Origin of the sequence: Aquabacterium sp., assembly GCF_048860245.1 — a bacterium.
Classification (GTDB): Bacteria; Pseudomonadota; Gammaproteobacteria; order Burkholderiales; family Burkholderiaceae_C; genus Aquabacterium.
The window spans coordinates 1-21653 of sequence record NZ_JBLIZW010000105.1 but is presented as its reverse complement, the minus strand read 5'-3'; the positions used below and the strand labels follow the sequence as shown (position 1 = coordinate 21653).

At 62.3% G+C, this 21653-nt stretch carries 22 protein-coding genes and 2 tRNA genes; 20 read left to right on the top strand and 4 right to left on the bottom strand.

Annotation, left to right across the window (positions count from 1 at the left end):
- The first annotated feature begins 134 nt into the window (after nucleotides 1–134).
- On the top strand, nucleotides 135–1697 hold the full coding sequence (gene murJ / locus ACMV18_RS11975; protein WP_420818031.1) for a murein biosynthesis integral membrane protein MurJ: 1563 nt from the start codon (nucleotides 135–137) through the stop codon (nucleotides 1695–1697).
- 21 nt (nucleotides 1698–1718) lie between these two features.
- Here murJ and radA read toward each other — a convergent pair whose 3' ends face one another.
- The 3 genes from radA to alr form a co-directional block, all read right to left on the bottom strand.
- On the bottom strand, nucleotides 1719–3092 hold the full coding sequence (gene radA, locus ACMV18_RS11970; protein ID WP_374258516.1) for a DNA repair protein RadA: 1374 nt from the start codon (nucleotides 3090–3092) through the stop codon (nucleotides 1719–1721).
- 33 nt (nucleotides 3093–3125) lie between these two features.
- Entirely contained in the window at nucleotides 3126–3620 is a 495-nt protein-coding gene (locus ACMV18_RS11965) for an acyl-CoA thioesterase (protein ID WP_420818038.1), read from the bottom strand.
- A 111-nt stretch (nucleotides 3621–3731) separates the two neighbouring features.
- The gene (gene alr, locus ACMV18_RS11960) at nucleotides 3732–4841 is read right to left on the bottom strand and encodes an alanine racemase (RefSeq protein WP_374258514.1); all 1110 of its coding nucleotides are present in this window, start codon (nucleotides 4839–4841) and stop codon (nucleotides 3732–3734) included.
- Nucleotides 4842–5047: 206 nt separating this feature from the next.
- On the opposite strand from alr, the gene lplT reads away from it, so the two are divergent.
- Both lplT and ACMV18_RS11950 read left to right on the top strand, forming a co-directional pair.
- Nucleotides 5048–6337, top strand: coding sequence for a lysophospholipid transporter LplT (gene lplT, locus ACMV18_RS11955; protein ID WP_420818030.1), 1290 nt, complete (start codon nucleotides 5048–5050; stop codon nucleotides 6335–6337).
- Between the two features lie 89 nt (nucleotides 6338–6426).
- Complete coding sequence (locus ACMV18_RS11950; protein ID WP_420818029.1) at nucleotides 6427–6819, top strand: hypothetical protein; 393 nt, start codon at nucleotides 6427–6429, stop codon at nucleotides 6817–6819.
- Nucleotides 6820–6841: 22 nt separating this feature from the next.
- Here the strand turns inward: ACMV18_RS11950 and ACMV18_RS11945 are convergent, their stop codons facing one another.
- The gene (locus tag ACMV18_RS11945) at nucleotides 6842–8404 is read right to left on the bottom strand and encodes a helicase HerA-like domain-containing protein (protein ID WP_420818028.1); all 1563 of its coding nucleotides are present in this window, start codon (nucleotides 8402–8404) and stop codon (nucleotides 6842–6844) included.
- Nucleotides 8405–8597: 193 nt separating this feature from the next.
- Here ACMV18_RS11945 and ACMV18_RS11940 point away from each other — a divergent pair, with 193 nt between their 5' ends.
- The 17 genes from ACMV18_RS11940 (at nucleotide 8598) to ACMV18_RS11860 (ending at nucleotide 21549) form a co-directional block, all read left to right on the top strand.
- Entirely contained in the window at nucleotides 8598–9320 is a 723-nt protein-coding gene (locus ACMV18_RS11940; RefSeq protein WP_374258508.1) for a YebC/PmpR family DNA-binding transcriptional regulator, read from the top strand.
- A gap of 16 nt (nucleotides 9321–9336) precedes the next feature.
- The gene (purD, locus tag ACMV18_RS11935; RefSeq protein ID WP_374258507.1) at nucleotides 9337–10623 is read left to right on the top strand and encodes a phosphoribosylamine--glycine ligase; all 1287 of its coding nucleotides are present in this window, start codon (nucleotides 9337–9339) and stop codon (nucleotides 10621–10623) included.
- 15 nt (nucleotides 10624–10638) lie between these two features.
- Nucleotides 10639–11562 (top strand): oxygen-dependent coproporphyrinogen oxidase, encoded by a 924-nt coding sequence (gene hemF, locus ACMV18_RS11930; protein ID WP_420818027.1) that lies wholly within the window; start codon nucleotides 10639–10641, stop codon nucleotides 11560–11562.
- Between the two features lie 10 nt (nucleotides 11563–11572).
- Nucleotides 11573–12226, top strand: a complete 654-nt coding sequence (nadD, locus tag ACMV18_RS11925) for a nicotinate-nucleotide adenylyltransferase (RefSeq protein ID WP_420818026.1) — start codon at nucleotides 11573–11575, stop codon at nucleotides 12224–12226.
- Nucleotides 12213–12977, top strand: a complete 765-nt coding sequence (gene rsfS / locus ACMV18_RS11920) for a ribosome silencing factor (protein WP_420818025.1) — start codon at nucleotides 12213–12215, stop codon at nucleotides 12975–12977. Before nadD ends, rsfS begins: the two co-directional genes overlap by 14 nt.
- Nucleotides 12977–13444: a 23S rRNA (pseudouridine(1915)-N(3))-methyltransferase RlmH gene (rlmH, locus tag ACMV18_RS11915; protein WP_420818024.1), complete on the top strand. Its 468-nt coding sequence runs from the start codon at nucleotides 12977–12979 to the stop codon at nucleotides 13442–13444. The genes rsfS and rlmH overlap by 1 nt, the downstream gene beginning before the upstream one ends.
- A 15-nt stretch (nucleotides 13445–13459) precedes the next feature.
- Nucleotides 13460–14080, top strand: a complete 621-nt coding sequence (locus ACMV18_RS11910; RefSeq protein ID WP_420818023.1) for a Maf family protein — start codon at nucleotides 13460–13462, stop codon at nucleotides 14078–14080.
- 26 nt (nucleotides 14081–14106) lie between these two features.
- Entirely contained in the window at nucleotides 14107–15609 is a 1503-nt protein-coding gene (gene rng, locus ACMV18_RS11905) for a ribonuclease G (protein WP_374258499.1), read from the top strand.
- Nucleotides 15610–15709: 100 nt separating this feature from the next.
- A complete protein-coding gene (tolB, locus tag ACMV18_RS11900; protein WP_420818037.1) occupies nucleotides 15710–17020 on the top strand; it encodes a Tol-Pal system beta propeller repeat protein TolB in 1311 nt (436 codons plus the stop codon).
- 34 nt (nucleotides 17021–17054) lie between these two features.
- Nucleotides 17055–17606, top strand: coding sequence for a peptidoglycan-associated lipoprotein Pal (gene pal, locus ACMV18_RS11895; protein ID WP_374258498.1), 552 nt, complete (start codon nucleotides 17055–17057; stop codon nucleotides 17604–17606).
- A gap of 32 nt (nucleotides 17607–17638) precedes the next feature.
- A complete protein-coding gene (gene ybgF / locus ACMV18_RS11890) occupies nucleotides 17639–18457 on the top strand; it encodes a tol-pal system protein YbgF (protein WP_420818022.1) in 819 nt (272 codons plus the stop codon).
- A 7-nt stretch (nucleotides 18458–18464) separates the two neighbouring features.
- Nucleotides 18465–19262 (top strand): tRNA threonylcarbamoyladenosine dehydratase, encoded by a 798-nt coding sequence (locus ACMV18_RS11885; RefSeq protein WP_420818021.1) that lies wholly within the window; start codon nucleotides 18465–18467, stop codon nucleotides 19260–19262.
- 72 nt (nucleotides 19263–19334) lie between these two features.
- A tRNA-Lys gene (locus tag ACMV18_RS11880) sits at nucleotides 19335–19410 on the top strand.
- A gap of 119 nt (nucleotides 19411–19529) precedes the next feature.
- Nucleotides 19530–19605: transfer RNA gene (locus ACMV18_RS11875), tRNA-Lys, on the top strand.
- Nucleotides 19606–19797: 192 nt separating this feature from the next.
- On the top strand, nucleotides 19798–20841 hold the full coding sequence (locus ACMV18_RS11870; protein WP_420818020.1) for a histidine kinase dimerization/phospho-acceptor domain-containing protein: 1044 nt from the start codon (nucleotides 19798–19800) through the stop codon (nucleotides 20839–20841).
- Between the two features lie 3 nt (nucleotides 20842–20844).
- A complete protein-coding gene (locus tag ACMV18_RS11865) occupies nucleotides 20845–21216 on the top strand; it encodes a sensor histidine kinase (protein ID WP_420818019.1) in 372 nt (123 codons plus the stop codon).
- A 105-nt stretch (nucleotides 21217–21321) separates the two neighbouring features.
- A complete protein-coding gene (locus tag ACMV18_RS11860; RefSeq protein ID WP_420818018.1) occupies nucleotides 21322–21549 on the top strand; it encodes a hypothetical protein in 228 nt (75 codons plus the stop codon).
- The last annotated feature ends 104 nt before the right edge of the window (nucleotides 21550–21653 follow it).

Genomic DNA, 21653 nt, shown 5'->3' with positions numbered 1-21653 from the left:
ATGTGTCCGCTCTAAGCCAATTCGCACCCAACGAGGGCAGAAGTGGGTTGGAAAGCTTTCGAGCATACCACACATGGGGTGGCCTTGCCTAGTTTTTCAGCGAACGCGAAGGGTGGGCTTCCTATAATGGCCCGATGAGCTTGCTGAAATCCGCGTCCATTGTCTCCCTGATGACTCTGGCGTCACGCATCACAGGGTTGGTTCGGGAGTTGCTGATTGCGGCAGCCTTCGGGGCCAGTGCCACCACCGACGCCTTCAACGTGGCGTTTCGCATCCCCAATCTGTTGCGGCGCTTGTTTGCCGAAGGGGCGTTTTCGCAAGCGTTCGTGCCCATCCTGGCTGAAAGTCGCACCAAAAACGGCGAGCAGGCCACGCACGACCTGGTCAATGCGGTGGGCACCGTGCTGTTTGGCGCCTTGCTGGTGACCTGCGTGCTGGGGGTGATTGGCGCGCCGGTGCTGGTCTGGGCGATGGCCTCGGGCCTGAAGGAAAGCGGCAGTTTTGACGCCGCTGTGGTGATGACGCGGTGGATGTTTCCCTACATCGGCTTCATGTCATTGGTGGCTCTGAGTGCCGGCATCCTGAACACCTGGAGCCGGTTTGCCGTGCCGGCGGTCACGCCGGTGCTGCTCAACCTGTCCACCATTCTGGCCGCCCTGTTTTTGGCGCCACAGTTTCGTGACCATGGCATCGAGCCCGTATATGCCCTGGCGGTGGGTGTGATGGTCGGCGGGGTCTTGCAACTGGGGGTACAGGTGCCGGCTTTGCTCAAGATCGGCATGGTGCCCCGGCTGGGCTTGACGCCTGCGCGCTGGCGCGAGGCCTGGCATCACCCAGGCGTCAAGCGCGTGCTGCGCCAAATGGCGCCGGCGGTGCTGGGGGTGTCTGTGGCGCAGTTGTCCCTGTTGGTCAACACCCAGATTGCGTCGCATCTGGGGGCCGGGGCGGTGTCGTGGCTCACGTATGCCGACCGTTTGATGGAGTTCCCGACGGCCATGCTGGGCGTCGCCCTGGGTGTGGTCTTGCTGCCGCAATTGTCTCGGGCGCAAGCCGGTGGCGACACGGCGCGTTTCTCGGAATTGTTGGACTGGGGGCTGCGGCTGGTGGTCTTGCTGGCCTTGCCCAGCGCGCTGGCGTTGCTGGTGTTTGCCAAGCCCCTGGTGGCCGTCCTGTATCACTACGGACGCTTCAGTCCGAATGATGTGCAGCAGACGGTCATGGCCTTGTCCTGCTATGGCGTGGGCTTGATGGGCCTGATCGGGGTGAAGGTGCTGGCGCCCGGCTTTTATGCCAGCCAAGACATCCGCACCCCCGTTCGCATCGCCATCACGGTGCTGGCGCTCACGCAAGTGTTCAACGCGATCTTTGTGCCCATGCTGGGGCATGCCGGGCTGGCCTTGTCGATCGGGTTGGGCTCGCTGGTCAACGCGGGCTGGTTGCTGATGGGCCTGCGCAAGGCTGGCAAGTACCAACCTGCGTCAGGGTGGGGCGTGTTCACGGCCCGCGTCGTGTTTGCCACGGCGCTGCTGGGGGCGGGCATGTGGGCAGCTGCCCATCACATCGACTGGATCGGTCTGCGTGCGCATCCCATGGCGCGCATCGGGCTCCTCGCGGGCTGCCTGGTTGGCGCGGCGGTGGTCTACTTTGGTGCGCTGGCCGCGACGGGGCTGAACTTGCGTCGGGCCATTCGTCGCTGACGAGGCGCGGTGGTTCGGGCCTCACATGAGGCTGCGGACCAGTTCAATGGCTTCCTCCACCCGCTCGACGGCGTGGATGGTCAGTCCTTCCACAGGCTTTTTGGGCGCATTGGCCTTGGGCACCACGGCGATCGTGAAACCCAGCTTGGCCGCTTCCTTGAGGCGATCTTGCCCCCGAGGCGCGGGGCGAATCTCGCCGGCCAGACCCACCTCGCCAAACGCAATGAAGCCCTTGGGCAAGGCCTTGCCGCGCAGGCTGCTCTGGATGGCGAGCAACACGGCCAGGTCGGCGGCAGGTTCGCTGATGCGCACGCCACCCACGGCGTTGACAAACACGTCCTGATCAAAGCAGGCCATGCCGGCATGCCGGTGCAACACGGCCAGCAACATCGCCAGACGGTCTCGTTCCAGTCCCACACTCAATCGGCGTGGGCTGGGCCCGCCTGCATCCACCAGGGCCTGAATCTCGACGAGCATCGGCCGCGTGCCTTCCAGCGTCACCAGCACGCACGAGCCGGGCACGGGTTCGCTGTGGGTGGACAGGAAGATGGCGCTCGGATTGGTCACGCCTTTGAGGCCCTTGTCCGTCATGGCGAACACGCCGATCTCGTTGACGGCGCCAAAGCGGTTCTTGATGGCGCGAATCAGGCGGAAGCTGCTGTGCGTGTCCCCTTCAAAGTACAGCACGGTGTCCACGATGTGTTCCAGCACGCGAGGCCCAGCCAGGGCACCTTCTTTGGTGACGTGGCCCACCAGCACCATGGTGCAGCCGCTGGCCTTGGCCACGCGGGTGAGGTGGGCGGCGCATTCGCGCACCTGGGCGACCGACCCGGGCGCGGAGCTCAGTTGGTCCGAAAACAGGGTCTGGATGGAGTCGATGACGCAGAACGCGGGTTTTTCGGCCTCCAGCGTGGCCAGAATGTTTTCCAGCTGAATTTCGGCTTGGACCCGAACCTGTGAGCCGTCCAGCCCCAGTCGATGGGCGCGCAGCGCCACTTGGGCACCGCTTTCTTCGCCGGTCACGTACAGCACGGGCATCTGGCGTGACAGCGCGTCCAGCGCCTGCAGCAGCAGGGTGGACTTGCCAATGCCGGGGTCGCCGCCAATCAGCACCACCCCGCCCGCCACGATGCCGCCTCCGAGCACGCGGTCCAGTTCTTCCAGGCTGGTTGGGGTGCGAGCCACCTCGGCAGCCTCGATCTGAGACAAGGTGGTGACGGGCTGCGCAGCATTGAGGCCGCGGGCCATAGCCTGCATGCGGTTTTTGCCGGGGCTGGACTCGGCACGGGTTTCTTCCAGCGTGTTCCAGGCGTTGCAGTGCGGGCATTTGCCCAGCCACTTGGGGCTGATGCCCCCGCACTCACTGCAGGTGTAAACGGTCTTGTCTTTGGCCATGTCGCTATTGTCTGCGACATGGCCGCAGCGACCTCACTCGCCGGTGATCTCGCCGGCTTGAATCGCCTTGAACTTCTGTTCCAGCTCCTGGCGCAGCGAGCGACGCAATTGCGCAGCCTTGAAGCGCCGCACTTCGTCCGGGGTGTTGGGTGTCAGAGGTGGCACAGCGGTGGGCTTGCGATCTTCGCCGACGGCCACCATCGTGAAGAAGCAGCTTTGCGCGTGGCGAACGACCTGACTCTGAATGTTCTCGGCAATCACCTTGATGCCAACTTCCATCGAAGACTTGCCGGTGAAGTTCACCGATGCGAGGAAGGTCACCAGTTCACCCACGTGGATGGGTTGGCGGAAGGTGACCTGGTCCACCGACAGCGTGACCACATAGCTGCCGGCATACCGGGCGGCGCAGGCATAGGCCACCTGGTCCAGCAGCTTCAAGATGGTGCCGCCGTGCACATTGCCGGAAAAGTTGGCCATGTCCGGCGTCATCAGCACGGTCATGCGCAATTGGTGGCGTTGGTGATCAATGTCCATGAAAAGTGAATGCAACGTGAACCGTTGCAGTGCGCAAGGTGAAAAGATGCCTTGTGGGCAAGCAAGCAGTGTGCCGAAGTGGTGCGCGGCAACACGGTCGTGGGGTTATGCCCCGTGCGGTTCCAGAACTTCCACGGGCACACGCGGGGATAGCGCACACATCAGCTCGTAGCCAATCGTGCCGCAATGGTGGGCGACCTCGTCAATCGACAGCAGGCTGTCGTGAGGGCCGCGCCCCCAGAGCGTGACCTCGGTGCCCAGCTGCGCTTGAGGCGCGTTGGTCAGGTCCACTTCCAGCATGTCCATCGACACGCGGCCCACCAGCGGCACGCGCACGCCATCGACCAGGACGGGGGTGCCGTCCGGGGCGTGGCGGGGGTAACCATCGGCGTAGCCACAGGCCACCACGCCGATGCGCATGTCTCGGTCAGCCGTGAAGCGGCTGCCGTAGCCCACTGTGTCGCCGGCCTTCAGATGCTGGATGCCAATGAGCTTGCTGTGCAAGGTCATGGCTGGCTGCAGGTTCCAGTGGGTGGCATCGTGCTCGGGGTAGTCGGGCGAGGCGCCGTACAGCATCACCCCGGGGCGCACCCAGTCGCCGCGAATGGCGGGGTCGTGGGCGTGTCGCAACGTGGCCGCGCTGTTGCACAGGCTGCGTTCGCCGCTCAAGTCGGCTGTATGGCTCAAAAAGACTTCGGCTTGCTGGGCGATGCCTTTGGGCGTGTCGGCGTCCGAGAAGTGGGTGATGAACGACACCTCATCGACCTGGGTGAGGGCGTTCAGACGCAGCCAGGCGTTGCGGAAAGCCTGCGGCGTGAAGCCCAGGCGGTTCATGCCCGTGTTCATCTTCAGGAACACGCGGTGCGGCCATTCGGTCTTGTGCTGCGCCAGCCAGTTGATCTGTTCGTCGCAATGCACGACATGCCACAGGCCGAGGCGCGAGCACCATTCCAGGTCCCGGGCGTCGAACACGCCTTCGAGCAGCAAGATGGGGCCCCGCCAATCCAGCTCACGCAGGCGCTGTGCTTCGGCAATGTCCAAGAGGGCAAAGCCATCGGCCCCGCGCAGCCCTTCGTAAACACGCTTCAGTCCGTGCCCGTAGGCGTGGGCCTTGACGACTGCCCAGACCTGCGCGTCCGGGGCGCAGTCGCGGGCGCGCTGCAGGTTGTGTCGAAGGGCGTCGAGGTGAATCAGGGCTTCAAGCGGGCGTGGCATGGAGCCATTTTGCCAGCCTTGCCAAGGGTTGGCCCTAGCACCCCAACTAACGGGGCGGAATGCTCGGCTTGTGCGGTGCAGCACGTTCGGAGTCCGGTGGTCGTGCTATAACCGGCGCCAAGTTGTCATGGCCGACTGACGGGTGTCAGGGCTGGTCCAACCCTGTCCTGTCTTTCACGGATCTTGATACTGGAACTCGCGCGCGCATGAAAAAAGGCTTTTTCACCATCATGGCGGCGCAGTTCTTCAGCTCGCTGGCTGACAACGCGTTGTTTGTCGCAGCGGTTGAATTGCTCAAATCCGATGGTGCTCCCGAGTGGCAGCGGGCTGCCTTGGTGCCCATGTTTGCGCTGTTTTATGTGGTGTTGGCGCCTTTTGTCGGGGCGTTCGCCGATGCGCTGCCCAAGGGCAAGGTCATGTTCTTGTCCAACAGCATCAAGGTTGTGGGCTGTTTGCTGATGCTGTTTGGGTTGCACCCCTTGCTGGCGTATGCCGTGGTGGGGCTGGGGGCGGCGGCGTACTCGCCTGCCAAGTACGGCATCCTCACCGAGTTGTTGCCGCCTTCCCAGTTGGTCAAGGCCAACGGCTGGATCGAAGGCTTGACCATCACCTCCATCATCTTGGGGGTGGTCATGGGCGGGCAGTTGATGGGACATGTGATTGCGCCGCATCTGCTGGCGCTGGACTTGCCCTGGATGGATACCGGCATCGATACCGCACCTGAGGCCGCGATTGCAACGCTGATCACCCTTTACGTGGTGGCGGCGGTCTTTAACCTCCGTATCCCGCGCACCGAGACCCCATTGCAGCCTCTCGCGGCCAACCCGGTTGAATTGGTGCGCGACTTTTCTCGCTGCAACCGCCGTTTGTGGCAAGACAAGTTGGGCCAGATTTCGCTGGCAACGACGACCTTGTTCTGGGGCGTGTCGGGCAATTTGCGCTACATCGTGCTGGCGTGGGCGGCCGTGGCCCTGGGCTATGACACCACCAAGGCCTCCTCGTTGGTGGGGGTGGTGGCCATCGGGACGGCAGTGGGTGCCGTGATCGCGTCGGTCAAGATGCGACTGGACATGGCCACGCGTGTGATCCCGATGGGGGTGGCCATGGGGTTGTTGGTCATCGGCATGAATTTCCTGCGCGATCTGGGCCCCACGATTCCCTTCATGATCATCTTGGGGGGCTTGGGCGGCTTCCTGGTGGTGCCGATGAACGCATTGCTGCAGCACCGTGGACACAATCTGATGGGCGCCGGGCGTTCGATTGCCGTGCAGAACTTCAACGAGCAGGCGTGCATCCTGGTGCTGGGCTTCCTGTACAGCGCCTTGACCAAATCGGGTTTGTCCGCCTTTGGCGCCATCACCGCGTTTGGCTTGTTTGTGGCGGGCACCATGGCTTTGATTGGGCTCTGGCACCGCCGCAATCTGGCGACCTGCCCAGACGAGGTGAACCACCTCCTGGCGGTGGCCCGCAGCGACGGGCATCACGCACACCACTGACCCGGTGGCGCAGGGCAACAACAGCTTACAAATGGCTGTCGTCGTGCGGTGAGCTCGCTGCGTTGAAGAGAGGTCGAAGGAGACCTCTCATGATCGCTTCCCGTTTTGCTCTGTTGTCCCGTTGTGTGGCCGGTTGCGCCTTGGCCTGGAGTGCCGCCTGCGCTCAGGCTGGGGGCGTGTACTGGGCGGTCAATGTCGACGCGCCCTTGCAGGGCATGGGGCGCGTGGGGACCACGGTGTCCAACAGCCGTTGGGGGGTGGTGCAGCAGCCGGGTGTGGTGGCTTACGCGCCACCGGTGGTCATGTATCCGCCTGCGGTCGTCATGCCAGCGCCACCGCGGGTCATTTACATGCAGCCAGCCCCGCAAGTGGTAGCGCCCTTGTATGGTTACCCGGTTCCCATGGTGGAGCGCCCGCGCCGGCATCACCACCACCATCATCACGATGACTGGGATGATGGCCGTCGCGGCTGGGGGCGCTGAGCCCCCTACGAGCCGACCTGGATCAGCGACGGCGGCTGCCGCTGCCACCCAGCAGCGAGCCCAGCACACCTCGGATGATTTCTCGGCCGACGGTCGAGCCAATCGTGCGTGCGGCTGATTTAGCCACGGTTTCCAAAATGGAATCCTTGCGGCCGTTGCCACGCAGCAAGTCGCCAGCCATGTCGCCCAGCCAGCCTCCAGCGCTGCTGCCCGCTGCATCGGTGGCTGCATCACGGGCGCCGCCCCGAACCGCATCGGCGGCTTCGTCTTTCATGGAACGACCTGCGCCGGACGAGGTGCTCGCCGTTGCGGCCGCGCGGCCCTTCAGCTTCTCGTAGGCAGACTCGCGGTCCACCGCTTGTTCGTACACGCCTGCTACCAGCGAGCCTTGCAGCAAGGCCTGACGCTGTGCCGGTGTGATGGGGCCGATCTGGCTACCGGGCGGGCAGACGAACACGCGTTGGGTCACGCCGGGGCGGCCTTTGTCGTCCAGCAGGCTGACCAAGGCTTCGCCCACAGCCAGCTCGGTGATGGCGGTGGCAATGTCCAGCCCGGGGTTGGCGCGCATGGTTTCGGCTGCGCTCTTGACGGCCTTCTGGTCGCGTGGCGTGAAGGCGCGCAGCGCGTGTTGCACACGGTTGCCCAATTGGCCCAGCACGGTGTCGGGCACATCCAGCGGGTTCTGCGTCACGAAATAGACGCCCACGCCTTTGGAGCGCACCAGCCTCACCACCAGTTCAATGCGCTCGATCAGCGCGGTGGGGGCATCCTTGAACAGCAAGTGGGCTTCGTCAAAGAAGAAAACGAGCTTGGGCTTGTCCAAGTCGCCCACTTCGGGCAGCGTTTCGAACAGTTCGGACAGCATCCACAGCAGGAAAGTGGCGTACAGCCGGGGCGCATTCATGAGCTTGTCGGCCGCGAGGATGTTGACCACCCCCTTGCCGTCGACCGTCTGCATGAAATCGCCGATGTTGAGCATGGGCTCACCGAAGAACTGGTCGCCACCTTGTTCTTCCACCTGCAGCAGGCCGCGCTGAATGGCGCCAATGCTGGCAGGGCTGATGTTGCCGTACTCGGTGGTGAACTGGCTGGCGTTGTCCCCCACGTGTTGCAGCATGGCGCGCAGGTCTTTGAGGTCGAGCAGCAGCAGGCCGTTGTCGTCCGCAATCTTGAACACCAGTTGCAGCACGCCTTGCTGTGTGTCGTTCAAGGCCAGCATGCGCCCCAGCAGCAGGGGACCCATGTCGGACACGGTGGCGCGTACAGGGTGGCCTTGTTCACCAAACACATCCCACAGCGTCGTGGGGCAGGCGAAGGGCGCTGGGGTGTCGAGGCCGCGCTCGGCCAGGATGCCAGCCAGCTTGGGTGAGACCGCGCCCGTTTGCGAGATGCCCGTCAGGTCCCCCTTGATGTCGGCCAGGAACACCGGGACACCGATTTTGGACAGGCTCTCGGCCAGGCTTTGCAGCGAGATGGTTTTGCCGGTGCCGGTGGCGCCTGTGATCAGGCCGTGACGGTTGGCCAGCGCTGGCAGCAAATGACATTCGGTGTCGCCATGACGGGCAAGCAGGATGGGGTCGGCCATGAGGGGCTCCACGAGCGGGGAAAACGTGTTTCCGGCGTGTTCGTTCGGGGTCTGATCCGGGTCAAACCCGCCGGCGGGTAAAATCGCAGTATTACTCAGCTTGAGCTGGGCACTTTTCGCAGCGCGCGCCGGTGTGTTACCGGGGCGCGTTCTGTCGTTCCCAACAGACAACTTTCCCTTCGGAGCACACGCCATGGCCGGTCATTCCAAGTGGGCCAATATTCAACACCGCAAAGGTCGTCAAGACGAAAAGCGCGGCAAGATTTGGACGCGCATCACCCGCGAAATCATCGTGGCTGCTCGTCAGGGTGGCGGTGACATCGCCATGAACCCGCGCCTGCGTCTGGCCATTGAAAAGGCCAAGGCGGCCAACATGCCGGCGGACAACATCAAGCGCAACGTCGACAAGGCCACGGGCAACCTCGACGGGGTGACGTATGAAGAAATTCGCTACGAAGGCTATGGCATTGGTGGCGCCGCCATCATCGTGGACTGCATGACCGACAACCGTGTCCGCACGGTGGCCGAAGTGCGTCACGCCTTCAGCAAGCACGGTGGCAACCTGGGCACCGAAGGTTCTGTGGCTTTCCAGTTCAAGCACGTGGGCCAGTTCCTGTTTGCCCCGGGCGTGAGCGAAGACAAGGTCATGGAAGTGGCCTTGGAAGCCGGTGCCGAGGACGTCATCACCCACGACGATGGCTCGCTCGAAGTGCTGAGCGCCCCGTCTGATTTTGAAGCCGTGAAAACCGCGCTGGAAGGCGCCGGCCTGAACGCCGAAATGGCCGAAGTGACCATGCGTGCCGACACGCCGGTGGAACTGTCGGGCGACGATGCCGCCCGCATGCAAAAGCTGCTCGATGTGCTGGAAGACCTGGACGACGTCCAGGAGGTCTATCACAACGCCGAAATGAACTGATTGAGCTGATCTACGTATGAACATTCTCGTCATTGGCTCTGGTGGCCGCGAACACGCCCTGGCCTGGAAACTGGCCCAGTCTCCGAAAGCGTCCAAGATTTTTGTGGCGCCCGGTAACGGTGGCACAGCGCGCGACCCGCGCCTGGTCAATGTGCCCATCACCGATGTGAAGGCCCTGGCGGACTTCGCTCAGGAAAACAAGGTGGTGTTGACCGTGGTCGGCCCTGAAGCCCCGCTGGCCTCCGGCGTGGTGGACGAGTTCCGCGCCCGCGGCATGCGCATCTTCGGCCCCACCCAGAAGGCCGCGCAGCTCGAAAGCTCCAAGGCTTTTGCCAAGGACTTCATGAAGCGCCACGGTATCCCCACGGCCTTCTATGAAACCTTCACCGAAGCCGAGGCGGCCCACGCGTTCGTCGACAAGCACGGTGCGCCCATCGTCATCAAGGCCGACGGTCTGGCCGCTGGCAAGGGTGTGGTCGTGGCCATGACGCTGGAAGAGGCGCATCAGGCCGTGGACTGGATGCTGCTCGACAACAAGCTGGGCGTGCAGCACAACGCGGGCGGTGCCCGTGTGGTGATCGAAGAGTTCCTGGAAGGCGAAGAAGCCAGCTTCATCGTCATGTCCGATGGCAAGAACGTGGCTGTGATGGCCACCAGCCAGGATCACAAGCGTTTGCTGGACGCCGATGCCGGCCCGAACACAGGTGGCATGGGCGCCTATTCGCCCGCACCGGTGGTGACCCCCAATGTGTACGCCAAGGCAATGCACGAAATCATCAATCCCACGCTGGCAGGCATGGCCAAGGACGGTATTCCGTTCACGGGCTTCCTGTATGCCGGCTTGATGATCGATGCCAATGGCAACCCCAAGACGCTGGAGTTCAACTGCCGCATGGGTGACCCCGAGACGCAACCGATCATGATGCGCCTCAAGAGCGATCTGGTCGACGTGATGATGCACGCCACCGATGGCACGCTGAACGAGGTCGAGCTGGAGTGGGACCGTCGCTTTGCGCTGGGCGTGGTGTTGGCCGCTGCCGATTACCCGCTCAACCCACGCAAGGGTGATGTCATCACCGGTCTGCCGGCCGATGCCGAAGACGCGATGGTGTTCCACGCCGGGACCACCATGGGCGAAGACGGTCAGATCCGTACCAGCGGTGGCCGCGTGCTGTGCGTGACGGCATTGGGTGACTCGGCCAAGCTGGCCCAGCAACGCGCCTACGACTACATGCGTGGCGTCCAGTTCGACGGCATGCAGTTCCGCACCGACATCGGTTGGCGCGCGATCAAGAGCCGCTGAGCTGACGGAGTGGGCATGACAACTTCTCACATGGACACGGCGGCGGTTCGCACCTATTTGCTGGACTTGCAAGACCGCATCGTGTCGGCCTTCGAAGCCGAAGACGGCAAGCCGTTTGTGCGCGATGCCTGGGTGCGCGAGCCCGGTGAACGCTTGCAGGGTGATGGCTGTTCGCGTCTGGTCGAAGAGGGCAACGTGCTGGAACGTGGCGGGTGCAACTTCTCGCACGTGAAGGGGCCGCAGTTGCCGCCTTCGGCCACGCAACATCGCCCCGAATTGGCCGGTTGCCCCTTCGAGGCCATGGGGGTGTCGCTGGTGTTTCACCCGCGCAACCCCTACGCACCCACTGTGCACATGAACGTGCGCATGCTGGCTGCACACAAGCCTGACGGTTCTGTGGTTGCCTGGTTTGGCGGCGGGATGGATCTGACGCCCAGCTATGGCTTTGCCGAAGACGCGCAGCACTTCCATCAGGTGTGCCAGGACTCGCTGGCTGCGTTTGGCGAGGACAAGTACCCGCGCTTCAAGAAGTGGTGTGACGAGTACTTCTTCCTCAAGCACCGCAACGAGGCGCGGGGCATTGGCGGCATCTTCTTTGACGACTTTTCGGAGTTGGGCTTTGAAGGCGGTTTTGCCATGATCCGATCCGTCGGGGATGCGTTCACGCAAGCCTATCTGCCCATCTTGCAGCGTCGCCGCGAGACGCCTTATGGTGAGCGCGAGCGCGATTTCCAGGCGTATCGTCGTGGTCGCTACGTCGAGTTCAACCTCGTGTGGGACCGCGGTACGCTGTTTGGCCTGCAGTCCGGCGGTCGCACCGAAAGCATCCTGATGTCCATGCCACCCATCGTGAAGTGGCGCTACGACTGGCATCCGGAAGCTGGCTCGCCCGAGTCCGTGCTGTACACGGACTTCTTGCCAGCACGCAACTGGGTGTGAGGGCGCGCCGGTGAAGACCTCGCCGGTTCGCCGCATTGGCCTGATGGGCGGCAGCTTCGATCCTGTGCATGCCGCGCATGTGGCCCTGGCGGACGAGGCGCTGCGCACGCTGGCGCTCGACGAGGTTCGCTGGATTCCCGTGGGACAGCCCTGGCAAAAAAGTCGGCAACTGGCTCCCGCTGCGGACCGGCTGGCCATGGTGCAAGCGGCCACGGCACACGAGCCGCGGTTCGTGGTCGATGACCTGGAGCTGCGACGCGCCGGACCCAGCTACACGCTGGACACGGTGCGCACCTTGCAAGCGCAGGCTGCCGAGGCGGGCCTGCAGGCAGACTGGTTCCTCATCATGGGACAGGACCAGTACGCCAACTTTCCGACCTGGCATGGCTGGGTCGAATTGCTCGAACGGGTCACGCTGGCCGTGGCCTGTCGTGGGGCGGTGGCGCCGCAAGCGCCCATGGCCCTGCAGTCCCATCCTCATCGGCAGGTGACCCTCGGGTTGCTGCCGATGCATGTGTCTTCCACCGAGATCCGGGCGCGCCTGGATCGTGGAGAAGATCCTCTTTCGCTTGCGCCAGCGCTGGTGTCCCCAGCGGTAGCGCGCTATATTGCCAACCATCAACTCTACGCCCCCCGGCGCCCCAACCTGAATGGACATCCGTAAACTGCAACGCGCCATCGTCGATGGCCTCGAAGACGTCAAGGCCCAAGACATCGCCGTGTTCAACACCGAGCACCTGTCTGCGCTGTTCGAACGCGTGGTCATCGCCACGGGTACGTCCAACCGTCAGACCAAGGCGCTGGCCAGCAGTGTTCGCACATCGGTCAAGGAAGCCGGTTTCCCCGTGCCCCGCACCGAAGGCGAAGACAACGGCGAGTGGATCATCGTGGATTGCGGCCAAGCCGTGGTGCACGTGATGCAGCCTGCCATCCGCCAGTACTACCAGCTCGAAGAGATCTGGGGTGAGAAGCCCGTGGCGCTCAAGGCCAAGGCCACCCGCACGGGTCTGGTGAAGGCCTCGGAGCCGATGGACGAAGCGCCCGTCAAGCCCAAGAAGGCTTCTGGCAAGACCACGGCCGCCCGCAAGGCCGCCACCACGCCGCCTGAAGCCAAGAAGGCGCCCGCCAAGAAGGCCGCTGCCAAGCCCGTCAAGGCCGCTGAAGCCAAGCCTGCTGCCCCCAAGAAGGTGGCGGTGAAGAAGGCTGCGAGCAAGACCACGGCGGTGAGCAAGTCGGCTGCGGCCAAGCCTGTGGCAGCCAAGAAGGTCGCTGCGAAGAAAGTGGTCGCGAAGAAGGCGGCTACCGTGAAGAAGGTCGTGGTCAACGCACCTGAGAAGAAGACCCCTGCACGCAAGACCGTGGCCGTCAAGAAAGTGGCTGCCAAGAAGGCCGCGACCAAGAAGGCTGCTCGCTGATGAAGCTGACGGTGGTCACGATTGGCCACCGCCTGCCAGACTGGGCGAACGAGGCGTGCGAGGACTACCTCAAGCGCTTCCCGCCCGACTGGAAGGTGGAGGTCAAGGCCTTGAAGGCCGAACCTCGTGAGGGCAAGCCCGTGCCAGTCATCATGCAGACCGAGGCGGCACGCATGGAAGCGGCCATCGAGCGCGGCACGCGTCGTGTCATCCTCGATGAACGTGGTACGCGTTTGACCAGCGTGCAGTTGGCCGAGCGCACGGAAGCCTGGTTGCACGACGGCCGTGATGTCGCACTGATCATTGGCGGCGCCGATGGCATCGACCCTGAGTTCAAGAAGACCGCAGACGAGGCCATTCGCCTGTCGGACATGACGCTGCCTCATGCGCTGGCGCGCGTGCTGCTGCTGGAGCAGTTGTACCGCGCTTGGTCTTTGCGCAACAACCATCCCTATCACCGGGCTTGAGCCCGTCTGCCTGCTGTGTCATCCAACGCTGCGCCCTGGCTGTATCTGGCCTCCCAAAGTCCCCGCCGTCGTCAATTGCTCGATCAATTGGGGGTGTCGCACCGACTGTTGCTGCCCGATGCGCATGAAGATGCCGAGGGACTGGAAGCTGTGCTGCCCAACGAGCGCCCTGAGGACTACGTTCAGCGGGTGACCCTGGCCAAGTGGGAGGCCGCTCAGCATCGGCTGCAGCGCCGTCGCGAAGCCGTGGGGCATGACTGGGAAGTCGGACCCATCTTGTGTGCCGACACCACTGTGGCCATTGACAACGACATCTTGGGCAAGCCGGCCGACGATGCCGATGCGGCGTCCATGTTGTCGCGCTTGTCAGGTCGCGAGCACCGGGTTCTGACCGCCGTGGTGGTGGAGGGGGGCCTGCGCCTGAGCACCTCGCACGTGCGCTGGCGTGTCTTGAGCGCCGACGAAATTGATCGCTATGTGGCCAGCGGTGAGCCCATGGGCAAGGCGGGTGCCTACGCCATTCAAGGGCGGTCGGGCGCCTGGACCGAGCGCATTGACGGCAGCTACAGCGGCATCATGGGCCTGCCTTTGTTTGAGACTGCAGAGTTGCTCAAGCCGCTGGGCTGGCATTTCTGAGTCCGTGATGCGGTAAATTGCCGCACATGGCCCATTCACAAGACATTCTCATCAACTGGACTCCTCAGGAGACCCGCGTTGCCATCATCGAGAGCGGCGCGGTGCAGGAGTTGCACATCGAGCGCACGCTGGAGCGCGGCCTCGTCGGCAACATTTACGCCGGCAAGGTCGTGCGTGTCTTGCCGGGCATGCAGTCCGCCTTCATCGACATCGGGCTGGAGCGTGCAGCTTTCCTGCATGTGGCCGATCTGCACCGTGAGGACGGGCAGGCGCGTTCTCATCCCCGATCGGGTGAGGTGCAGGTGCCCATCGAAAAGCGTGTCCACGAAGGGCAGACGCTCATGGTGCAGGTCATCAAGGACCCCATTGGCACCAAAGGCGCACGCCTGTCGACACAGATCAGCGTGGCGGGTCGCTTGCTCGTGTTCCTGCCGCAAGACGATCACCTGGGCATTTCGCAAAAGATCGGTTCACCCGAACTGCGTGAGCAGTTGCGCGAACGCATGCTGCGCCTGCTGGGCGAGGCAGATAACCGCGAAGGCCGCACCCGTTCGGGCGGCTTCATCTTGCGCACCAATGCCGAAGACGCGTCGGACGACGAACTGGGTATGGACATCGCCTACCTGCGCAAGACGTGGTCCACGATCCGCGAGGCAGGCCTGAAGGCCGCACCCGGTACCTTGCTGTACCAGGAACTCAATTTGGCGCAGCGGGTGCTGCGCGATCTGGTCAACGAGCAGGTGCAGAGCATCCGCATCGACTCGCTGATTCAGTTTGAATCGCTCAAGGAGTTCGGGCAGGTCTACACCCCGTCTGCAGTGGCCAAGTTGGCGCACTACAAGGGCGAGCGCCCCATTTTTGACCTGTACAACATCGACACGGAAATCGAGCGGGCCTTGGCCCGTCGCGTGGAGTTGAAGTCAGGTGGCTACCTCATCATTGACCAGACCGAGGCCTTGACCACCATCGACGTGAACACCGGCGGCTATGTGGGGGCGCGCAACTTCGACGAGACCATTTTCAAGACCAACCTTGAGGCGGCGCAGGCCATTGCCCGGCAACTGCGTTTACGCAACCTGGGCGGCATCATCATCGTTGACTTCATCGACATGCTGCGTGATGAGCACCGTGACGCAGTGCTGGCCGAGTTCCGCAAGCAACTCGACCGCGATCGCACCAAGTTCACCGTGAGTGGCTTCTCCCCGTTGGGCTTGGTGGAGATGACCCGCAAGCGTACGCGCGAGTCGCTGGCGCACCTGCTGTGCGTGCCGTGCCCGACCTGCGAGGGCCGCGGTCAGGTGAAGACGGCGCGGACCGTTTGCTACAACATCCTGCGCGAGATCCTGCGCGAGGCGCGTCAGTTCAACCCGCGCGAGTTCCGGGTCGTGGCCAGCGCGGCAGTGGTCGAGATGCTGCTGGACGAAGAAAGCCAGCACCTGGCTGGCTTGAGCGATTTCATCGGCAAGCCTGTATCGCTGCAAACCGAACCCTCCATGTCGCCCGAGCAATACGACATCGTTTTGCTGTGAGCGAGCAAGGTTGTTACGCACCGGAACGGAACTTTTTCCCCCGAAAGGGGCACAATTCAGCCCGGATCAACAAGGCTGTTTCATGACGGATTCCCAAACGATGTCCATGTCGCGTCGCGTGCTTGCGCGTGGTCTGCTGGGTGGGCTGACCCTGGTGGCGGGTCTTTCTTTGGTGCCCATGCGCGCGCAGGCGCAGTTCCGGGTCGAGATTTCCGGGGTGGGTGCCACCCAGATTCCGGTGGCCATTGGGCGCTTCCGTGAGGAAGCGCGTGCCCCGCAGCCTTTGTCTGCCATCGTCAAGGCCGATCTGGAGCGCAGTGGCCTGTTCAAGAGTCTGGATGCCAGTGCTGCTGCACTGGATGAGGCCAGTCGCCCAGCTTTGTCCGACTGGAAAAGCAAAGGCGCAGATGCCTTGCTGGCAGGATCGGTCACGCAATTGGCGGATGGGCGTTTTGATGTGCGCTACCAAGTGTGGGACGTGCTCAAGGGCCAGAGCCTGGGGGGCATGAGCCTGGTCGTGCCAGCCGGTGACCTGCGCCAGAGCGCGCACCGCATCGCAGATGACATCTACCAAAAGCTCACCGGTGACCGGGGCGTGTTCGCCACGCGCATCTCGTATGTGAGCAAAGTGGGCAGCCGACACACCCTGTTGGTGGCCGACGCGGACGGGGAGGGCGCACAAGCCGCCTTGGCCAGTCCGCAGCCCATCATCTCGCCTGCTTGGGCACCGGATGGTCGCCAGTTGGCCTACGTGTCGTTTGAAGGCGGCAAGGCGGTGGTCGTGGTCCAAGACGTGTTCTCGGGCAAGCGCCGTGTGGTGGCGGGCTTCAAGGGCACCAACAGCGCCCCGGCCTGGTCGCCCGATGGGCGCCAGATCGCGGTGACGCTGAGCCGCGATGGTGGTTCGCAGTTGTACGTGATCGGTGCCGATGGTGAAGGCCTGCGCCGCCTGACGCAAAGCTATTCCATTGACACCGAGGCGGCGTGGTCGCCAGACGGCAACACGGTGTACTTCGTGAGCGACCGCGGTGGCGCGCCGCAGATCTACCGGGTGCCGGCAGCGGGTGGGAGCGTCGAGCGCGTGACCTACTCGGGCAGCTACAACGTGAGCCCCGCCATCAGTCCGGACGGCAAGTGGATGGCCTACATCGGCATGGCCGACGGCGGCTACCGTGTGCACCTGATGGATCTCTCGACCCGCTCAGTCAAAGTCATCACCGACACCCGTGACGATGAAAGCCCCAGCTTTGCGCCCAACAGCAAGCAAATCATTTATGCAACGCGTGCGCAAGGGCGTGACGTGTTGATGACAACCACGCTGGACGGCCGCATCAAGGCGCGCCTGGCTACCCCTCAAGCTGATGTGCGTGAACCGGTGTGGGGGCCCTTCCTGGCGCCTTTGCGCCGCTAAGGCTCGTCACTTGTCTTTTTGATTGGAGAAAACAATGACCATTTCGACTCGCTCCCTGATTCTGTCGGCCATCGGTGCCGCAACCCTGGCTCTGGCGGGCTGTGGTTCGTCTGTGAAACTGGACGACCAGGCTGGCAACGGCGCTGCACCCATCACCACCGCCAACGTGCCCGGCAATGCCGATAGCAACGGCGTGGCTTCGAGCAACGTGGCCCCTGTGGTCGTGGCGCCCAGCAATGCTGACGCGGATGCGGCTGGCCTGACCCGCGTGATCTACTTCGACTTCGACAGCTTCGTGGTCAAGAGTGAGTTCAGCGGTGCCGTGGAAGCCCACGCCAAGCGCCTGAACGCTGTCAAGAGCAAGAAGGTTGTGATCGAAGGTCACACCGACGAGCGTGGCAGCCGCGAGTACAACCTGGCCCTGGGCCAAAAGCGTGCAGAAGCCGTGCAGAAGTCGCTGACGCTGCTGGGCGTGTCGGGCGACCAAATCGAATCGGTGAGCTTCGGTGAAGAGCGTCCTGCAGTGCAAGGTTCGGGCGAAGAAGTCTGGGCCAAGAACCGCCGCGCTGAAATCAAGGATCGTTGATCCTGACGTCGCATCTGTCTTGAGGAAATCCCATGCGTGTTGCTCGCCCTGTGTTTGTTCGTGCCCGCCCTCTGGTCGTGGCCATGGCTGCGCTGTTCGCCACATGTGGTGCACACGCTGGGTTGTTTGAAGACGAGGATGCGCGCCGCGCCATCCTGGACCTGCGCCAACTGCGCACCCAGGATGCCGAGGCCAACAGCGCCAAGGTGAAAGCACTGGAAGCGCAGATTGATCAACTCAAGCGCAGCATGCTGGACCTCAATGCGCAGGTCGAGCAAATGCGCGGTGAGTTGGCCCAGCAACGTGGGCAAGGTGAAGTGCTGTTGCGCGACGTGTCGGAGATGCAGCGCAAGCAAAAAGACATGCAGGCTGCGCAAGACGAGCGTTTGCGCAAGCTGGAGCCGCAGGTCGTGACCGTGGATGGCAAGACCTTCAAGTCCGACCCGGATGAGAAGCGAGCGTATGACGACGCCATGGCACGCATGCGCGCCGCAGACTTTGCGGCGGGGGTCGACGGTCTGGTGCATCTGCTGCAGCAGTACCCTCAGACGGGCTACAAGGAAGCGGCCTGGTACTGGCAAGGCAACGGTTACTACGGCCTGCGTCAGTACAAAGAATCGATTCAGGCATTCAAGCAACTGGTCGACAAGGCACCGGACCATGTCCGCACACCTGAGGCCATGCTGTCGATTGCCAACTGTCAGACCGAGTTGAAGGACATGACTGCCGCGCGCAAGACGTTGGAGCAGTTGGTCAAACAGTATCCTCAAACCGAAGCAGCGCAAGCCGCTCGTGATCGTTTGTTGACCATGCCCGGTGGTGCCGCGCCTGCCCGCAACAAGGGCAAGTGAGTTGACGGTGTCCTTGTTGGCCAATGACGACCTGCTGGCTGCGGCCAGCCAGCCTGATCCGGATCGCCGTTTCGGTGGCCTGCGCCGACTGCATGGCGCCGCGGCCTATGAGCGCCTGCGTGCTGCGCGGGTGGCTGTGGTTGGTGTCGGTGGGGTGGGGTCCTGGACGGCTGAAGCGCTGGCGCGCAGTGGTGTGGCCAAGCTGGTGCTGATCGATCTCGACAACATTGCCGAGTCGAACATCAACCGGCAGATTCATGCCCTGGAGAGCACGCTGGGACAAGCCAAGGTCCATGCCCTCCAAGAGCGCATCGCGCAGATCAACCCCGAGTGCGAGGTTGTGGCGATTGAAGAGTTTGTGGACGAGGCCAATGTGGCGGATTTGCTTCAGGCCGAGCAATTGGATGGGGTGATCGATTGTTGCGATCAGGTCCGCGCCAAGGCCGCCATGGCAGCCTGGGCCGCGACGCATCACAAGCCTGTGGTGACCGTGGGGGCGGCGGGTGGCAAGACGCGCCCGCATCTGGTGGAAGTGGCCGATTTGTCGGACGTGACGCATGACCCGCTTTTGGCTTCATTGCGGCAGCGGTGGCGTCAGCGTCACGGCGGTGCAAGACGGGGGCGCATGGGGTTGATCTGTGTGTTTTCGCGCGAAGCCGTGTTGCCGCCTCAAGACAGTTGTGAGGTGGGGGCGACCGGTGATGGCTCCTTGAACTGTGCGGGCTTCGGTTCCAGCGTGACCGTGACGGCGACGTTTGGCATGGTGGCTGCGGCACAGATGATCGAGGCACTGCTGGCGATCTGACTTTTTTGAGACATCGACCGCAGGGGCTTGCGGCGGGCTCAAAAAACACGCTACAATTTATGTCTTTCCCGGGGGTCGTTAGCTCAGTCGGTAGAGCAGCGGACTTTTAATCCGTTGGTCGCAGGTTCGAATCCTGCACGACCCACCAGCGAAAAGCTTGCAAAAAATTTTTGCAAGGGGCTTGAAAAAGTACAAAACTTCTGTATATAATTCAAGTCTTCGCTAGCTAATCACTGCTAGCAACTTTCGAAAGAAAGTACAAGGTGCGGGCTCTTAGCTCAGTTGGTAGAGCAGCGGACTCTTAATCCGTTGGTCGTAGGTTCGAATCCTACAGGGCCCACCAAAATTCTTGAGGGACCAGCTTCACGGCTGGTCCCTTTTTCGTTTTGGCACGGAATTTGGTTGTCTCTGCGGGAAAGCATGTGTGCTTGCGTGAAGGCTGCTGTCAATGTGCTGTGCTTCAATGAGCAGCTCTGCATGCGAATCGTGACCCGTGGCTGGTTAGCAGCTCGGGGGCACCGGATGAAAGGCATCGATGTACGAGTACTTCAACCTGGTCAGTGATGTGCGTGTGGCGACCAGTTTGTTCGCTGCCTTGCTTGGCCTGGCTTTGCTCTCGGTGAACCGGGACGCTGAACATTGGGTGAAGTGGATTGGTGGTTCGGCCTTTCTCTATGGCTCGGTGTTTGTGGTCATCCGCGTCATTCAACTGACGATCGGGATTGATCTCGCCATTGGCGCCCCCCTTGTGTCTTTGGTTGGCCTGGCGACACTCACTTGCTTTGTGTCCGGCTTGCGTTCGTACTTCAAGCAGCAGGCTGAGCCGGACTATCGTTTTTGTGCGGCACTGTTTGTGGGAGGCTTGCTGTCCACGCTGTTATTGATCCGTCTGACGCATGGGTGGCTCTATGCCGGGCCCGCTGTGGTTTCGACCATTTGTTTCTGCGTGTCGGTGTGGATGGTGCGAACCTGGTGGCGCACGCGCAATCGATTGCTGCTGGTGTTGGCTGTGGCATTTGATCTTCATCCGCTGTTTCTGGCGTGGTCGGTCTCGCTTGGCGTGCCGCTGGAGCAGTTTCGGGGCAATGTGGTGGTGCTGATCGTGTCCATCTTTGTGGTAGCCACGGCGATGTTGCTCCAGCACCAGGCGCAGCGCCTGCAAAGCGAGTTGCAGTTGCGCATCAAGGCCGAGGATGGCTTGCGGCAGTTGACGGAAACACTGGAATCAAAAGTCGAGGCCCGAACCCAGCAACTGGAAGAGTTGGTGCAAGGTCTGAAATCCTTTTCCGGGATGGTTTCTCACGACCTGAAGGGGCCGCTGGGCAATGTCGTGACCGTGTCCGAGTTAGCCCGGCGAGCGCTGGCAAACGGCGGCTTGGCGAAGGTTGAGCACTATCTGGCTTTGCTGAGCAAAGAAGGGCATCGTTCGGTGACCATGGTGACCGACTTGCTGATGCTGGCTCGCGCAGAGCATGACGCGATCAAGCGCACCATGGTTGATTTCAACGAGTTGACCAAAGAGTGCGTGCAGTCCTTGGCCTTGTCTTATCCCGATGCGGCAGGCAAGATTCTTGTCTAAGCCATGCCCCATGCCAGTGCGGACCGTGGTTTGATGAGCCATGTGCTGCACAACGTGCTGGGTAATGCCCTGAAGTTTGGGCAGCGCACCCCTGATCTGCAAATTGTGGTTCGCTCGGCGCGCGATGGGGCCTTCTGGCGCTTTGAAGTGTCGGACAACGGCCCTGGTTTTGATGCCAGCAATGGGCATGATGTGTTTGTACCCTTTGTGCGCTTGGGGCACGCCGTCTCCGGGACGGGCCTGGGGCTGAGCGTGGCCAAGAAGATTGTGGATTCGCATGGTGGTGCCATGGGGGTTCACGCTGCGCCAGGTGAGGGCGCTCGCTTTTGGTGGACGCTGCCGATGGCGTCAGACGGGATTGGAATATCGTCCTAATATTTAGGAAATACTAATATTTCATGGAAATCAATATTTGATCTTTCATGGAAATATGGTTATATCCTCCATCTTGTATGGATGTTCGAATTTCGGACGGAATGGATGTACGAGTATTTCAATCTCATCAGCGATTCCAGAGTGGCCACCAGTATGCTGGCTGTTTTGTTGGGCGTTGTTTTGCTGTCTGCCCATCGACACTCTGATGCATGGATCAAATGGATCGGTTCCTCGGCGTTGCTTTATGGTGTGGTGTTTCTCGTTGTTCGCATCATTCAGTTAACGCGAGGTGTTGATCACCCGAGTTCGACACCAAATGCTGTAAGTGGTTGATTTGACTAGGTTGACCTAGTCAGCGTGCCACTACAGGAGGGATAACTGGAGTTCGTTGCTGAGCTTTTTGACCTTCAAGGCGGCCATGGTGGCGGCCTGATCTT

Excerpts from the sequence above, each read along its gene's own strand:
- rlmH (WP_420818024.1), top strand. The coding sequence starts at position 12,977 with ATGAAGCTGACGGTGGTCACGATTGGCCACCGCCTGCCAGACTGGGCG.
- pal (WP_374258498.1), top strand. The coding sequence starts at position 17,055 with ATGACCATTTCGACTCGCTCCCTGATTCTGTCGGCCATCGGTGCCGCA.
- ACMV18_RS11940 (WP_374258508.1), top strand. The coding sequence starts at position 8,598 with ATGGCCGGTCATTCCAAGTGGGCCAATATTCAACACCGCAAAGGTCGT.
- rng (WP_374258499.1), top strand. The coding sequence starts at position 14,107 with ATGGCCCATTCACAAGACATTCTCATCAACTGGACTCCTCAGGAGACC.
- murJ (WP_420818031.1), top strand. The coding sequence starts at position 135 with ATGAGCTTGCTGAAATCCGCGTCCATTGTCTCCCTGATGACTCTGGCG.
- radA (WP_374258516.1), bottom strand. The coding sequence starts at position 3,092 with ATGGCCAAAGACAAGACCGTTTACACCTGCAGTGAGTGCGGGGGCATC.
- lplT (WP_420818030.1), top strand. The coding sequence starts at position 5,048 with ATGAAAAAAGGCTTTTTCACCATCATGGCGGCGCAGTTCTTCAGCTCG.
- ACMV18_RS11950 (WP_420818029.1), top strand. The coding sequence starts at position 6,427 with ATGATCGCTTCCCGTTTTGCTCTGTTGTCCCGTTGTGTGGCCGGTTGC.
- rsfS (WP_420818025.1), top strand. The coding sequence starts at position 12,213 with ATGGACATCCGTAAACTGCAACGCGCCATCGTCGATGGCCTCGAAGAC.
- alr (WP_374258514.1), bottom strand. The coding sequence starts at position 4,841 with ATGCCACGCCCGCTTGAAGCCCTGATTCACCTCGACGCCCTTCGACAC.
- ACMV18_RS11945 (WP_420818028.1), bottom strand. The coding sequence starts at position 8,404 with ATGGCCGACCCCATCCTGCTTGCCCGTCATGGCGACACCGAATGTCAT.
- tolB (WP_420818037.1), top strand. The coding sequence starts at position 15,710 with ATGTCCATGTCGCGTCGCGTGCTTGCGCGTGGTCTGCTGGGTGGGCTG.
- ACMV18_RS11870 (WP_420818020.1), top strand. The coding sequence starts at position 19,798 with ATGTACGAGTACTTCAACCTGGTCAGTGATGTGCGTGTGGCGACCAGT.
- ybgF (WP_420818022.1), top strand. The coding sequence starts at position 17,639 with ATGCGTGTTGCTCGCCCTGTGTTTGTTCGTGCCCGCCCTCTGGTCGTG.
- ACMV18_RS11860 (WP_420818018.1), top strand. The coding sequence starts at position 21,322 with ATGTACGAGTATTTCAATCTCATCAGCGATTCCAGAGTGGCCACCAGT.
- ACMV18_RS11865 (WP_420818019.1), top strand. The coding sequence starts at position 20,845 with ATGCCCCATGCCAGTGCGGACCGTGGTTTGATGAGCCATGTGCTGCAC.
- purD (WP_374258507.1), top strand. The coding sequence starts at position 9,337 with ATGAACATTCTCGTCATTGGCTCTGGTGGCCGCGAACACGCCCTGGCC.
- hemF (WP_420818027.1), top strand. The coding sequence starts at position 10,639 with ATGACAACTTCTCACATGGACACGGCGGCGGTTCGCACCTATTTGCTG.